Origin of the sequence: Brevundimonas goettingensis (genome assembly GCF_017487405.1) — a bacterium.
GTDB lineage: Bacteria > Pseudomonadota > Alphaproteobacteria > Caulobacterales > Caulobacteraceae > Brevundimonas > Brevundimonas goettingensis.
In genome coordinates this window covers 2,269,675-2,283,630 of sequence record NZ_CP062222.1, presented here as the reverse complement: position 1 = coordinate 2,283,630, position 13,956 = coordinate 2,269,675, and the positions used below count along the sequence as shown (strand labels likewise).

General features: G+C 70.5%; 8 protein-coding genes. 6 read left to right on the top strand and 2 right to left on the bottom strand.

Annotated features, from left to right (window positions below; genetic code table 11):
* The first annotated feature begins 22 nt into the window (after positions 1-22).
* The 6 genes from IFJ75_RS11285 to IFJ75_RS11260 all read left to right on the top strand — a co-directional run bounded on the left by IFJ75_RS11285 (position 23) and on the right by IFJ75_RS11260 (position 7,760).
* A complete protein-coding gene (locus IFJ75_RS11285) occupies positions 23-730 on the top strand; it encodes a DUF4159 domain-containing protein (RefSeq protein ID WP_207868233.1) in 708 nt (235 codons plus the stop codon).
* Positions 731-779: 49 nt separating this feature from the next.
* A complete protein-coding gene (locus tag IFJ75_RS11280) occupies positions 780-1,778 on the top strand; it encodes an AAA family ATPase (RefSeq protein WP_207868231.1) in 999 nt (332 codons plus the stop codon).
* Between the two features lie 63 nt (positions 1,779-1,841).
* The gene (locus IFJ75_RS11275; protein WP_225896790.1) at positions 1,842-2,681 is read left to right on the top strand and encodes a DUF58 domain-containing protein; all 840 of its coding nucleotides are present in this window, start codon (positions 1,842-1,844) and stop codon (positions 2,679-2,681) included.
* Positions 2,678-3,829 carry a BatA domain-containing protein gene (locus tag IFJ75_RS11270; protein ID WP_207868227.1) on the top strand — a complete coding sequence of 384 codons (1,152 nt, stop codon included), beginning with the start codon at positions 2,678-2,680 and terminating at the stop codon, positions 3,827-3,829. Before IFJ75_RS11275 ends, IFJ75_RS11270 begins: the two co-directional genes overlap by 4 nt.
* Positions 3,826-5,943, top strand: coding sequence for a DUF4175 family protein (locus IFJ75_RS11265; RefSeq protein ID WP_207868225.1), 2,118 nt, complete (start codon positions 3,826-3,828; stop codon positions 5,941-5,943). The genes IFJ75_RS11270 and IFJ75_RS11265 overlap by 4 nt, the downstream gene beginning before the upstream one ends.
* Positions 5,940-7,760 (top strand): hypothetical protein, encoded by a 1,821-nt coding sequence (locus tag IFJ75_RS11260; RefSeq protein ID WP_207868223.1) that lies wholly within the window; start codon positions 5,940-5,942, stop codon positions 7,758-7,760. Before IFJ75_RS11265 ends, IFJ75_RS11260 begins: the two co-directional genes overlap by 4 nt.
* 150 nt (positions 7,761-7,910) lie before the next feature.
* On the opposite strand, the gene IFJ75_RS11255 is transcribed toward IFJ75_RS11260, so the two are convergent.
* Together IFJ75_RS11255 and IFJ75_RS11250 are read right to left on the bottom strand one after the other, a co-directional pair.
* Entirely contained in the window at positions 7,911-9,545 is a 1,635-nt protein-coding gene (locus tag IFJ75_RS11255) for a TldD/PmbA family protein (protein WP_207868220.1), read from the bottom strand.
* Positions 9,546-9,604: 59 nt separating this feature from the next.
* On the bottom strand, positions 9,605-13,393 hold the full coding sequence (locus IFJ75_RS11250) for a LamG-like jellyroll fold domain-containing protein (RefSeq protein WP_207868218.1): 3,789 nt from the start codon (positions 13,391-13,393) through the stop codon (positions 9,605-9,607).
* Positions 13,394-13,956 lie beyond the last annotated feature (563 nt).

The window sequence follows — 13,956 nt, the reverse complement described above, 5'->3', positions numbered from 1 at the left end:
GGTTGGAGGCCCATCAAAGGGCATGAACCGGGCGCAGTTTCTACGTCTGGGGGCAGGGGGGCTGGCCGGGCTCGCCCTGTCCTCCCTGCCGCGTTTCGCAAACGCCGCAGGGACCTACGACTTCTGGTTCACGCGGCTGCGCTACGACTCGGGCGACTGGGACGTGGACCAGCGTATGCCGTCCAACCTGATCACCTCCCTGATCGACTACACCACCCTGCGCGTCGACCCGACCGAGCGGGTCATTCCCCTGTCCGACCCGCGCATGCTGACGGCGCCCTTCTGCTATCTGGCGGGGCACAAGCTGGTGGAGTTCTCACAGGCTGAGCGGCGCAATTTCGAACGCTATGTGAGGAACGGCGGCTTCGTCTTCGTCGACGACTGCAACCACGACATCGACGGCCTGTTCGCCCGCTCGTTCGAGGCCCAGATGCGCGCCATCTTCGGCCCGGCCGCGCTCAAGGTCCTGCCCAAGACCCACCCGATCTACCGCAGCTTCTTCACCTTCGAGGACGGCCCGCCGAACACGGGGCTCGAGCTCAACGGCTGGGGCGACGACCTGGTCCACGACTACCTCAAGGGCATCGAGATCAACGGCCGCCTCGGCGTCCTCTATTCCAACAAGGACTATGGCTGCGAGTGGGACTACGACTGGCGCAACAAGCGCTTCCTCGCCGTCGACAACACCCGCTTCGGGGTCAACATCGTGATGTACGCCCTCAGTTCCTGACTGCCTTTTCGCCTCTTCAGTTCGCTTCAGCCCCTCCCCGGGACCCGACATGACCAAGACCCTCTCCGAAGCCGACATCCAGGCGCAGCTCGCGCGTCTGGGGGACCTCCGCACCGCCATCGCCCAGGCCATCGTCGGCCAGCAGGACGTCGTCGAACAGCTGCTCATCGGCCTTCTCGCCGGCGGCCACTGCCTGCTTGAGGGCGTGCCCGGCCTCGGCAAGACCCTGCTGGTCCGCTCGCTCGGCGAGGCGCTCAAGCTGGAGTTCCGCCGCGTCCAGTTCACCCCCGACCTGATGCCCAGCGACATCCTCGGCACCGAACTGCTGGAAGAGGATCACGGCACGGGCCATCGCAGCTTCCGCTTTCAGCCCGGCCCGGTCTTCACCAACCTGCTGCTCGCCGACGAGCTGAACCGCACCCCGCCCAAGACCCAGGCGGCCCTGCTGGAGGCCATGCAGGAAAAGACCGTCAGCTACGGCGGCGTGACCCACGTCCTGCCCAAACCCTTCTTCGTCCTGGCCACCCAGAACCCGCTGGAGCAGGCCGGCACCTATCCTCTGCCCGAGGCCCAGCTCGACCGCTTCCTCCTGCACATCCGCGTCGAATATCCGACAGAGCAGGAAGAGCGCGACATCCTCGCCCAGACCACGGGCGCGAAGACCGGCGCCGTCCCCGCCGTCATGATGGGCGAAGAGGTCCTGGCGCTCCAGGCCCTGGTCCGCGAGGTGCATTTCTCCGACGCCCTGCTCAGCTGGGTCACCCGCATCGTCCGCGCCAGCCGACCGGGCGAGGGCGCGCCGGAAGAGGTCCGCAAATACGTCAAATGGGGCGCCGGTCCGCGCGCCGGCCAGTCGTTGATCCTCGCGGCCAAGGCTCGCGCCCTTCTGCAGGGCCGCCTCGCCGCGACGCGTGAGGACATCATCGCCCTGTCGGCCCCGGTCATGCGCCACCGCCTGCTGCTGTCCTTCGCCGCCGAGGCCGAGGGGCGCAGCGCCGACGACGTCGTCGCCGCCCTCGTCCGCGCCGTCCCGATGCCCAACGCCTGATCCAAAGGCTGCCCCCGCGTGACCGACCTCATTCCTCCAGACGTGCGGAGCCGGCTCAAAGCCTTGCGCCTGATCACGCGTCGGGCGGTGGGGTCGCACGGCCTCGGCCTGCACCAGAGCCACAGCCGCGGCGCGGGCCTCGAGTTTGCCCAGTACCGGGCCTATGAGCGCGGCGACGAACTGCGTCAGATCGACTGGAAGCTCTACGCCCGCTCCGACAAATTCTTCGTCCGCGAGGCCGAGCGCGAGAGCCCGGTCGCCGTCTGGATCCTGATGGACGCTTCGGCCTCGATGGGCCAGGCGGAGGGCAGCACGACCCGCTTCGACGCCGCCAAATCCCTGACCGCCTCCCTCGCCGAACTGGCGATGCAGCAGGGCGATCGCTTCGGCTGGATGGCGCTCAACGATCAGGGCCTGCGCCTGCTGCCGCCCGCCTCCGGCCTTCGTCAGCGCGATCGCCTGACCCTTGAACTCCTGCCGCTCAAGCCCGCCGGCGGCTTCGCTCGCGAGGACCAGCTCAGCCCGGTTTGGGAACGGGTCGGGGCCCACGATCTGGTCGTCATCCTCAGCGACTGTTTCGACCCCGGCGTTGTCGATCTGGCCGAGACCCTCGCCGCCGCCGGGCGCGAGGTTCTGGTCGTCGAGATGCTGACCGCCGGCGAGACGGAGTTCGCCTTCACCGGCGGCTACCGCTTCCGCGATCCGGAGACGGGCGAGGAGCTTCTGGGCGACGGCCCGGCCCTGCGCGCCGAATTCCTGCGCCGCTTCGGCGAGGCCCGCGCCGCGCTTCACGCCCGCCTCGACGCCGTCGGCATCCGCCGCGCCGAACACGTTGTGGGTCAGCCCGTCGACCTGCCGCTGCGCCGTCTGTTCGGCGCCCATGATGCGGCCGAATACTCATGACCCCGGCCCTGCTTCTGCCGCTGGGTCTGGCTGCGCTCGCCGCCCTGATCGTCCCGCTGGTCATCCATATCGCCCGGCGCAGCGAGCAGCTGCCTACCGACTTCGCCGCCCTGCGCTGGCTGCGTCAGAAGCCGCGTCCGCGCTCGCGTCTGCGCTTCGACGAATGGCCGCTGCTGATCCTGCGCCTGATCCTGCTGGCCCTCGTCGCCCTCTGGTTCGCCCGCCCGGTCCTGTTCGGCGCGGGCGACAAGGCGCCTTACATCGCGGTCGTCCCCGGCGCGGACGCCGCACAGGCGCAGACGATTGTCGGCGAGGGCAGGGGCCACTGGCTCGCCCCCGGCTTCCCCAACCTTGAGACCCCGCGCCCCACGACCACGGCGCCCATCGCCAGCCTGATCCGACAGCTCGACGCCCAGTTGCCGCCCGGCGCCCCCCTGACCGTGGTCACGCCCAAGACGCTGCAGGGCGCCGACGCCGAACGCCCTCGTCTGTCCCGTCCGGTGATCTGGCGCGTCGTCGCCGGAGCCATGCCCGCGCGCCAGCCCGCGTCCGCGTCCATCCCGCCGCTGTCGATCCGCACCGACGCCGACCATGCCTCCGGGGTCCGCTACCTTCAGGCCGCCGCCGCCTCCTGGCAGCCCGCCGGTCGCCCCGCCGACGCCGACACCGCCGAGCTTGACGCGCCTCTTCCGGACGCCAGACGCACCCTGATCCGCCTCGGCGCCGGAACCCTTCCGCCCGCCGTCATCCAGTGGATCGAGGCCGGCGGAATCGCTCTCGTCTCCTCGGACGCCGCTATCCCCGACGCGGCCCGCGCCGTCGTCTGGCGAGACGCCCTCGATCGTCCCCTGATCGAGGTCCAGGCGATGGGGCAGGGCCGTCTGCTGCGCCTCACCCACCCCCTGACCCCGTCCGAAACCCCTGAGCTGCTTCAGGCCGACTTCGCCCTCCATCTGAAGGTCGCGATCACTCCGCCCCCCGTCCAGCCCGCTCGCGTCGCCGCCGCCGACTACGCCCCCCTGACCGGCGGTCGCGCCTTCGACCCGGCGCCTCTGGACCTCAAGCCCTGGCTCGCCGTCCTCATCGGCCTCGTCCTCCTCGGCGAGCGCTGGCTGGCCACGCGCCGTTCACGGGGAGCCATCCCGTGAGCCCCGCAGCCATCATCTCCACCTGGACCGGCCCCGCCCGTCGTCGCGGCCTGTTCAACGACCTGCTGCTGGCCACGCCCGTCGCCCTCCTGATCGCCGCCCTCGGCTGGGCGATCGCAGGCCCGATGACGGGCCTCGTCCTCCTCGCCCTCGCCGCCGTCATCATCGCCGTCCTCGCCCTGCGCCGCGCCGCCCGGTTCGACCGGCTCTGGCTGACCCGGCGCCTCGACGGCGTCCGCCCGGACATGGAGGACAGCGCCGAACTCCTCTTCGCCGACCCGGCCGGCCTCGGCGTCCTGCAGCGCCTCCAGCGCGCCCGCCTCCTCGACCGCCTGAACACCGGCTCGCCCGCCGCCCTCGTCGCCGACTGGTCGCGCCGTCCGATCCTGATCCTCTGGGCCGTCGCCCTGATCGCTGTCGTCGCGGTCGCCGTCTGGCCGCGTGGCGTGAACAAGCCCGTCACCCTCTCGCCCGCCGCCGAGGGACAGGCCGCGCCCGGCGTCCCCGCCCTGGTCGGCCAGAACCTGCGCATCTATCCGCCCGCCTACACCGGCCTGCCGATGCGCGATGAGGCGAAGCTTGACGCTCGCGCGCCCCAGGGCTCCCGCCTGGAATGGACGCTGAAGTTCGACCCGCAGGCTCAGGTCCCGGCCATGGTCATGCTGGGCGGCGCGCCCCTGACCCTGACCCGATCGGGCGACAACTGGGTGGCCAGCCGGACGCTGGAGACCTCCTTCCTCTATCGCGTCGATCCAGCCCCCGGCCGCGCCGGAACCCCGCCGCTCCACCGCATCGACTCCATCGCCGACACGCCGCCTTCGGTGAAGGTCCTGTCCCCGACCGGGAGCCTGACTCTCGTCACCGCCGGCCAGCGCGGCTGGAGCCCGGTCTTCGCCGCGAGCGACGACTATGGCGTCGCCCCGACCGCCCGCCTGCGCATCACCCTGGCCATCGGGGAGGGGGAGAACGTCACCTTCTCCGAGCGCGAGATCGCGCTGGCCGGCTCCGGCCCCGCCCGCGACCGCCGCTTCTCGCCGCGCCTCGACTTCACCGCCCTCGGCTTCGGTCCGGGCAGCGACATGGTCGTCCAGCTGATCGTTTCGGACCAGCGCGCGCCCGCCCCCCAGGTCGTGCGCGGCCCCAGTATGATCCTGCGCTGGCCCTCGCCGAAGAAGGCCGAGAGCACCGGGCTGGAGGGCATGGTCAACACCACCCTCCCGGCCTATTTCCGCAGTCAGCGCCAGATCATCATCGACGCCGAGCGGCTCCTGACCCAGCGTCGTCGCCTGTCGGGCGACACCTACATTGAGCGCTCCACTGTCATCGGTAACGACCAGCAGATCCTGCGCGGCCGCTATTCCAAATTCCTCGGCGGCGAGGAGGAGGGCGAGCCCGAACTCCCCACCAGCGACGGCGCTGCGCACTCGGATGACGATGGTCATGACCATGGCGCCCCCGCGGTCCGCACCCAGACCTTCGGCGGTCCCGAGGACGTGCTGGCCGAGTTCGGCCACCCCCACGACGATTCCCCCGCCTCCAGTCTCGACCCCCAGACCCGCGCCATCCTCAAACAGGCGGTCGACGAGATGTGGCTGTCCGAGCGGGAGCTGAAGCAGGGCCGTCCCGACCTCGCCCTGCCGCACGCCAACAAGGCGCTGGAGTTCATCAAGGAGGTTCAGCGCGCCACCCGCATCTTCCTCAACCGCGTCGGCCCCGAACTGCCGCCCATCGACGCCAGTCGTCGCATGACGGGCAAGCGCGAAGGCATCGCCGGCCGCGCCCTCGCCGTCGCCCCGGTTGAGACCGGCGACGGCCCCGCCGCCGACGCCTGGCGCGCCCTGGGTCAGGGCCCTGAGGCCGTGCGCGGCCCCGTCGCCCTCGACGCCCTGGAGCGCTGGATCGGCGCCAATTCCGCGCGGCTGCCCGACCCCCTGTCGCTGTCCGGCGCGGTCGACGCCGTGCGCCGCGATCCCGACTGCGCCGAGTGTCGCAACCATCTGCGCGCCCTGCTGTGGACCGCCATGGCCCGCCCGCCCGCCGGTCTTGACCGCCGCCGCACCGCCGACGCCGCCGGCGCCCGCTACCTCAACGCCATCGGGGGAGGCGGCCAATGACTTCAATGCTGACCCCGAAGCTGATCCTCGCCCTGATCCTGACCGCCGCCGTCCTCGCGGCCTGGGTCCGGCTGATCCTGTGGCGTCGCGGCGCGCCCGCCTTTCCGCTCTGGCGGTTCGTGGTCCTGATAGGCGTCCAGCCCGTCTGGGCCGCGCTTCTCTTCCTCGGCCTCTTCCCGCCGGCCCTGCCGGTCGCCGGCGGGACCCTGACGGTCCTCACCGCCAACGCGCCGCGCACCGCCGCCGCCTCGGGCGGCCAGAGCGTCGCCCTGCCGGAGGTCGCCGTCCCGGGCGTGGAACGCGTCCCGGACCTCGGCACGGCCCTGCGTCTCTATCCCGACGTCCGCCGTATCCGCGTCCTCGGCGACGGCCTGACCGCGCGCGACCGCGATGCAGCCGGAGGCCTCGCCGTCGACTTCACTCCCACGGCTCCGCGTCCCGGCCTGATCTCCCTGACCCCGCCCGCCCGCATCGCTCCGGGCATGCGTTTCCAGACGGGCGGTCAGGTCGCGGGCCTCCCGGGCGCCGTCGTCGACCTGGTCGATCCCGCCGGTCGCGTCACCGACAGCCAGGCCGTCGACGCAGAGGGCCGTTTCACAGTCTCCGGCACGGCCCGTGCGGCGGGCCTCGTCACCTTCGGCGTCCGCGTAAAGGACGGCCAGCGGGTCGTCGAACAGGCCGACGTCCCCGTCCGCATCGAGGCCGACGCCAAACCCCGCCTCCTGATCCTCGCCGGCGCGCCGGGGCCTGAGGTCAAATACCTGCGCCGCTGGGCCACCGATGCGGGCTTCACCGTCAACACCCAGATGAGCGCGGGCGGCGGCGTCCAGCTCGGCGATCCGGCCATCGCGATCAACGCCGCGACCCTGCGCCAGTTCGACGTCGCGGTCATCGACGACCGCAGCTGGCCCGGCGCCCGCCCGGCCGTTCTGGCGGCGGTCCGCGACGGCCTCGGCTTGGTCCTGCGCGCCAGCGGCCCGCTGGACGGCGCCGGTCGGGCCTCCTGGCGTTCGCTCGGCTTCGCCCTCACCGGACCCGACGTCCTCAGCCCCATCGCCCTGCCGGCCGCCACCGACGCCGCCGTCGCCCGCACCCGCTCCGGCATCGGCAGCGCGGACGCCCCCGCCGACGCCGAGATGGGCGAGCCGTTCATCCCCGAACTCAGCCGTCTGGCGGCCATCCCCGGCGGCGCCGACGCCGTCCCCCTGATCCGCGACGCAGGCGGCGCGACCCTCTCGGCCTGGCGCGCCGTCGGCCTCGGCCGGGTCGCCGTCTTCACCGGCGTGGACAGCTACGGCCTGACCCTGACCGGGCACGGCGCCCTTTACGGCGACTGGTGGAGCGGCATGCTCGCCGCCGTGGCCCGGCCCTCGGCGGGCGCCCCCGTCGTCACCGGCCCGGCCTGGGTCGGCGACCGCCTGACCCTCTGCAACCTCTCGGCCAACGCCCGCGTCCAGAGCCCCAATGGCGCCGCTGCCACCCTGATCCCCGACCCGGCGGCGGGCGGTTGCGCCGGTCTCTGGCCCGCCGCCTCCGGCTGGCATCTGCTGCGCACCACGGACGCCCGGGGCGCAGAACAGATTTCGCCGCTCTACGTCCAGCCCGCCGACCGCCTCCTAGGGATCAAGGCCGCCCGCGACCGCGACGCCACCCTGATGCTGGGCCGCAAACCGACGCCTGCCGCCGCCTCAGGCGAGGTCCGGACGCAGCCCGGACCGTCCTGGCCGTGGCTCCTGGCTTGGCTGCTGCTGGGTGGGGGTCTGTGGTGGTTCGAACGCTCGAACCTCGGCCGCGCCGTTCCGAAGACCGATCAATAATCTCCGTCATCCTCGGGCTCGTCCCGAGGACCCAAGGTTCCGCACAATCGGACGATCGATGGGGAACGCCCGTCTCAATGCGGCGCTGTCCGCGTTCAAACCCGCTGTGGGTCCTCGGGACGAGCCCGAGGATGACGGACGGGGAGGCGGCTACCCCAGCGACCGCGCCGTATTGATCACATTGATCCCGTTGAACCGGGTCGTCGCCGAGCCGTGGCTGACGGCCGAGACTTGGCTCGGCTGGCCCTTGCCGTCAAAGAAGGATCCGAACATCCGGTAGTCGCTCTCGTCGCAGGTCGCCGCGCACGAGGCCCAGAACTCGGGCGTGCGCATCTGATAGGCGACGTCGCCCAGCGGCCGGGTGATCGCCCCGTTCTTGATCTCGTAGAACAGCTGGCCGCCGAACTGGGCGTTGTAGCGCTGCTGGTCGATCGAATAGGAGCCGCGGCCCAGGATGTAGATCCCGTCCTCGACATTCGCGACCATGTCGGCGGCGCTCATCTTGGTCTTGCCGGGCTGCAGCGAGACGTTCGGCATCCGCTGGAACTGCACCGTCGACCAGCTGTCGGCGTAGGAGCAGCCGTCGGACGCCGTCTTGCCCAGCAGATGGGCCTGGTCCCGTGTGGCCTGATAGTCGACCAGCACCCCGTCCTTGATCAGGTCCCAGCGCTTGGCCGCCACGCCCTCGTCGTCATAGCCGACAGCGCCGAGGCTGCCGACCTGGGTCTTGTCGGCGACGATGTTCACGACCTCGCTGCCGTATTTGAAGTGGGCGTCGCGCTTGTCGATGGTCGCGAAACTGGTGCCCGCATAGTTGGCCTCATAGCCCAGCACCCGATCGAGCTCGAGCGGGTGGCCGACCGACTCGTGGATGGTCAGACCGAGGTGGTTGGGGTCCAGCACCAGATCGTACTTGCCGGCCTTCACCGACTCGGCGGTCAGCTTCTCCTTGGCCTGGGCCGTCGCGGCGACCGCGTCCTCGCGCATATCATAGGACTTGCCATGGGCGATCAGGCCGCCGGGCAGGGCCGTCTTGTCCTCGGCCTTGCCGTCCAGATATTCGTAGCCCAGACCCATGGGCGACGAGAGGCCGTCGCGGGTGCGGAACTTGCCGGTCGTCTTGTCGACGGCGGTGACCGTGAACGGCGCCCAGATGCGGTGCACGTCCTGATCGATGTACGATCCGTCGGTCGAGGCGAAATACTTCTGCTCGTTCACCAGGAACATGCGCGAGGCGACGAAGCTGGCGCCGGCGGCCATGGCGGCCGAGTTGACCCCCATCAACAGCTCGATCTTCTCCTCGATCGGCACCGTCATGCCGTTGCGGGCGATCGGGGTGCGCCAGCTGACCTCGCCGACGCCGGGCGTCGGGGCCAGCTGCACCGGCGACGTCTGGCTGGTCGCGTTGGCTTTCGCGATGGCCGTCGCCAGCTTGGCGGCATTGGCCACGGCCTCGGCGGTCAGCTCATTGGTCGCCGCGAAGCCCCAGGCCCCGTCGGCGATGACCCGCACGCCCACGCCCGAGCTCTCGGTGTTGACGATGTTCTCGACATTGGCTTCGCGCGTCATGACGAACTGGCGCAGGTATTTGCCGATCCGCACGTCGCAATAGGTCGCGCCCGCCGCCTTGGCCGTCGACATCGCCGCATCGGCCAGCCGCTTCTTGATCGCGACGTCCAGGGTGTCGCCCAGCTCCTCCGCAGCGATCGCACGCCCCGCGAAGCCGGGCAGCAACAGGCCGCCGGCGCCGATGCCGCAGGCGGTCAGGAAGGCGCGTCTATCCACGGGGTCTCTCCGGATTCTACCCCGCCACCTTCGCCGCTGACGTCGCCCCGGTCAAACTTTCAGGGCAGCGGACGCCGATTGTTCGACGCGCTGATCTCCAGCGGCTCACCGTCGAGGATCAGCCGCACCTGAGCGCCCGCCGGAACGTTTTGGGGCATGCTCAGCCGCACCGTCTCCGTCTTGGGCTGCAGGTCGTCGGGCGCGGCCAGGGCGCCGAACCGCGCCGTGGCCAGCACCGCGCCGTCCGGCCCTTCCAGCACCACCCGACCGGCCGGAGAGGCGACGGCGCCGAGGCCGTGCACCGTTACCGACAGCCGCCCGCCGCGCCTGACCAGATCGTCCGCGCCGATGCCCACGTCGGGCCGCGTCGACATCGCCGGGCCGGCTTCGGTCATGGCGAACTCGATCACGCTGGCGCCCGGCGGCAGGGTCACCGGCACAGCCTGACCGGGTCCGAAGGCGACCGTCGAGGTCTGACCGGCATCCGGACGATCATCACCGTTCGCATCCGCGCCTTGAGTCACCGTCCAGGTTCCCGGCGTCACCTCGGCCCCGCCGATCTCGGCCGTCACCGGCGTCGAGGCCAGGTTCCAGACCACCACGCGGAAGCCCGTCTGCGCCGGTTCGCGCACCAGCACCGCGACCTTCAGGGCGTCGTCCGGGTTCTCGAACCGCCAGCTGATCCGGTGTCCAGGCACGATGCGGTTGCGCACATGGGCGACCCCGCCCAGACGCGCGCGCTGCAGCTGATCGCTCGGCAGCTCGACCCGGTCGGTCCACCAGTGGTCCTCGGTCTGCATCTTCATGCGGATCGTCGCGAACTGGATGTCGTCGGCATAGAGCCGCTCCAGGAAGCTGCGGTCCCCGGTCTCCGCCGCCGCGATGGTCAGGGCCTCGGACGAGGCCCCGGCCTTCGCCGCCGCCGTGACATAGCGCTGGTCCAGCTCGGGCCGACCCAGATCGCGCGCCACATCGCTGTTGACGCCCGACCAGCCCGGCGACCCCGGCTCGCCCATCGGCGCCAGATATTTGGCATCCCCGCTCCAGCGGTACGAGGCCCACAGCAGCATGTTCGTCGGGCTCAGCCCCGTGCCGCGGTCCGCATCGGTGGTCCAGTTGATGTCGGCCGGCCAGACGGTCACCCCGCCGCCGGTCTTGCCGTGCGCCAGGAAGCCGTCGGCCAGCTCCAGCAGCAGCCCCTTCAGCTTCGCGGAGCCGTTGTAGTCCACCAGGGCCATGCCCGGATGCAGCACCAGATAGCTCTGCGCCTTGGACCAGTCCCACGGCGTATCCCGCGCGAACTGCGAGCCGGAGTAGTAGCTGGAGATGATGTGGCGATGCCCCGCCGCATTGACCTGTGTCAGCTCGTCATAGCGCCGCGCCGTGGCCATCAGCCGCTCCAGCGTCTTCGGATCGCCGCGGTTGAGCAGGGCCGCCTGGCTGATGGCGTTGATGCCCTCCTCATAGGTGTGCAGCTCGTCGGTCTGGATCGTGCCCAGACCGTTGGTCCACATGCCGTTGCGGTGGCTGGCGTCGATCAAGCTCAGGATCGAGGCGTTCAGCTTGTCGGGCTCGACGCCCATCAGGGCCGGGCCGACCCATTGGTTGGTCAAGTCGGTGTCGTCGGAAATGCCGCCGCCGAACTCGCCGTCCACCTGCCGGTTGTCGATCCACCAGTCGATGAACGACTTGACCAGCTTCAGGTCCTCGGTCTGGCGGAAGGCCCACAGCGGCACGCCGGCCGGCGCGGTCGGTTGCGTAAAGGCGGGCAGGGGCTGGGACGCGTTCCACTCGTTCCAGTAGGCCCGGCCCTCGACATTCTCCGGATCGACCCGCAGCAGGTCGGTCAGGTCCAGGTAGAACTGGTCGAACAGGCCGAGGTCCCGCGTGATCTGCCGCTCCTCGACGAGGAAGCCGTAGCTGTCCTTGATCTGGGCCAGACGGTCGGCGACGTGCTCGGCGCGGGCGTCCTCGCGCGTCTTGAACACCATCCGCACGCCCATCCCGTCCAGGTCCGAGGCGTGGAAGTCGGGGCTGGACGCCGCGACGGTGAAATACAGGCTGTCGTCGTCGTCGAGGATGCGGTCGCGGGTGTCGAGGAAGACGGTGCGCGCCTCGCCGGGCTTCACGGCGACATTGACGTCCAGCAGGTCGCGCAGCGGCCACAGCGGGTCCTTGACCCGAATGTTCAGCGAGATCAGCCCGTCCGCGCCCGGCGTCGCCTTCAGCGCCGGGATGGTCAGGACGAGGCCGTCCAGTCCGCCGGCCTCCTGGAAGCTCAGGGTAGGGACGTTGCGCACCAGCGGCCCGCCCGCGCGCCCGCGCCGGAAGTCGATGGGGATCAGGACGTGGGCGATCGGCCGGTCGCCGGTCAGGGCGGTCTTCCGCGCCGTCGTCGGGGCGCTGGAGGGCAAGGCGGCCAGGGTGTCGCGTTCCTCGGCCGGATAGCGTCCGGCGATGAAGTCCGACAGTTTGTCGGTCGCCACATAGCTGGGCTCGACCCCCGCGCGGACGGTGTAGGCGTATTCGCCGATGCTGTCGGGCAGGGCCCCGGCCGTGACGTTATAGACGCCGATCTCCTGAATGGGCGTCTCTTGCGCGATGTTGGTGAAGCGGACGGCGCCGCCCTCATGGTGCGCGACCCGGGTCGTGGTCCGCTCGGCCCCGCGCGGACGCTCGGCAAGCGTCCGGGGCGCCGAGGCGTCGACCACCTTGCTGGCGTCGATGCGGGCGTCCACGGCGGCCAGACGGCCATAGGCCGCGCCCTGGATCTCGATCTGGTTCCACGGCTCGTCGGGCAGGAACCAGGTCGCCGACTTGCCGCCCATGGAATAGACGTTCCAGTCGGGCAGGGTGAAATAGTCGTTCCGCCCCGGCAGGCGCGAGCGGTTGTAGACGCCCGGCCAGGTCGTCTCGCGGATGCCGTCATTGCCTTTCCACATGCGCTGGGCGATGTCGCGCTGGTCGGTGAACTCGACGCGGCGGATGCGGGTGACCGGATCGGCCAGATAGGGCGCCGGGCCCTGATCGAAGCCAAAGCGCTTGTTCCACGCCGCCTGCCAGTCGGATGCCGGAGCGGGAGCCACGGCAGCGGCGGCGGGCGCGACCAATGCGGCGGCCTCGGCCTCTGACAGGGCATGGTCATAGACCCTCAGGTCGTCATAGTCGGAGCCGCGCGTGAAGCTGTATCGGCTGTGCACCTGGATCGGGGCCACGATGCGCGAGGCGATGCCGAACTGGTCGAGCGCCGCGTCCAGCACCGCCGGGGTCGTCGTCGCCGCGACCTTCTTGCCGTCGACATACAGGACCACGCCGCCCGCCTCGTCCCAGCTGAAGGCGATATGCATCCAGTGGTCGGGCGCCGGGCTGGCGGGCAGTTCGTACGACACCCGTACCCGGGCCAGGTTGTTGTCGGTGACGAAGGCGTCGAAGCCGTGCCCGTTCCAGTCGATGCGCAGGAAGGCCATGTCCCAGCTGGAATGGTCGGCGTATCCGACGCGGAACAGGACGAAGGGCGTCGGCCCGACCGGATAGCGAGAGCGCCAGTCGAAGGCGACCGTGCCGCGCTGGGCGAAGATGTTGCCCGCCGCGCGATAGGCCAGGGCCTGATCGTCCGTGCCCTCGATGTATCCGCCCTCGGCGCCGCCCGACGGCTTCAGGGCCAATTTGTCGGCGAAGGTCGGTCCCGCCTGACCCGCGGCATAGTCGGCGGTCAGGGAGCCGTCGGCCGTCAGATGGAACAGCAGGCCGTCGGGTCGGGGAGCGCTCTGAGCGTTCGCGAGGGAGGCCGTGGCCAGGGCGGCGCCGGCGGCGAGAAGGGCGGCGACCGCCCGTTGAATGACAGACATGAAACACTCCCGGGGGCCTGCCGCTCTGCGTCGGCTGCGTGCGGACACTAGCGCCTGCCTGACACCGGTGTCTTCCCTCAATTTGTTTCATCTGGACAGAATGTCGCAGGGGCCGTCGCCGCTCGACCTGGCGCCCGCCGCCGCCAAAAGCCCCGTCGCCTCAGCCGTTTGGCGGTTCTTCGCCCCCGTCGGGCGCCCATCGCTCCGCACGGCCCTATAATGGCGTCCGCTCCGGTCTTTGACATCGCCATCCCCAGACCATTCCCCGCCCGGGGTCGTTGCACCCGGCGTGCACGCAAGTGCAAGGAAAAGGCCCAAAAAATCCCGATTGAAACCAGTTCTCTGAGCGCCAAACTTCTCATCCGACACTCGGGATTGCACTTTTTGCACCCGGTTTTTTCGAGTGCAAAACGTAACCGGCATGAAGCCTTCGCCGCACTCTGGCCGCATGTTTTTCCATCCGGGCCCGGCTTCCGTCCCAGGGCGTCGAAGCGGCAACAATGGCGTCCCGCAATCGCCATCCCCCGCCCGGAAACAGGCCCTTCTCTCAAGACGCGCGGGGC

Bases quoted from the DNA above. Each gene is read 5' to 3' on its own strand.
- IFJ75_RS11285 (WP_207868233.1), top strand. From the start codon at position 23: ATGAACCGGGCGCAGTTTCTACGTCTGGGGGCAGGGGGGCTGGCCGGG.
- IFJ75_RS11280 (WP_207868231.1), top strand. From the start codon at position 780: ATGACCAAGACCCTCTCCGAAGCCGACATCCAGGCGCAGCTCGCGCGT.
- IFJ75_RS11270 (WP_207868227.1), top strand. From the start codon at position 2,678: ATGACCCCGGCCCTGCTTCTGCCGCTGGGTCTGGCTGCGCTCGCCGCC.
- IFJ75_RS11260 (WP_207868223.1), top strand. From the start codon at position 5,940: ATGACTTCAATGCTGACCCCGAAGCTGATCCTCGCCCTGATCCTGACC.
- IFJ75_RS11250 (WP_207868218.1), bottom strand. From the start codon at position 13,393: ATGTCTGTCATTCAACGGGCGGTCGCCGCCCTTCTCGCCGCCGGCGCC.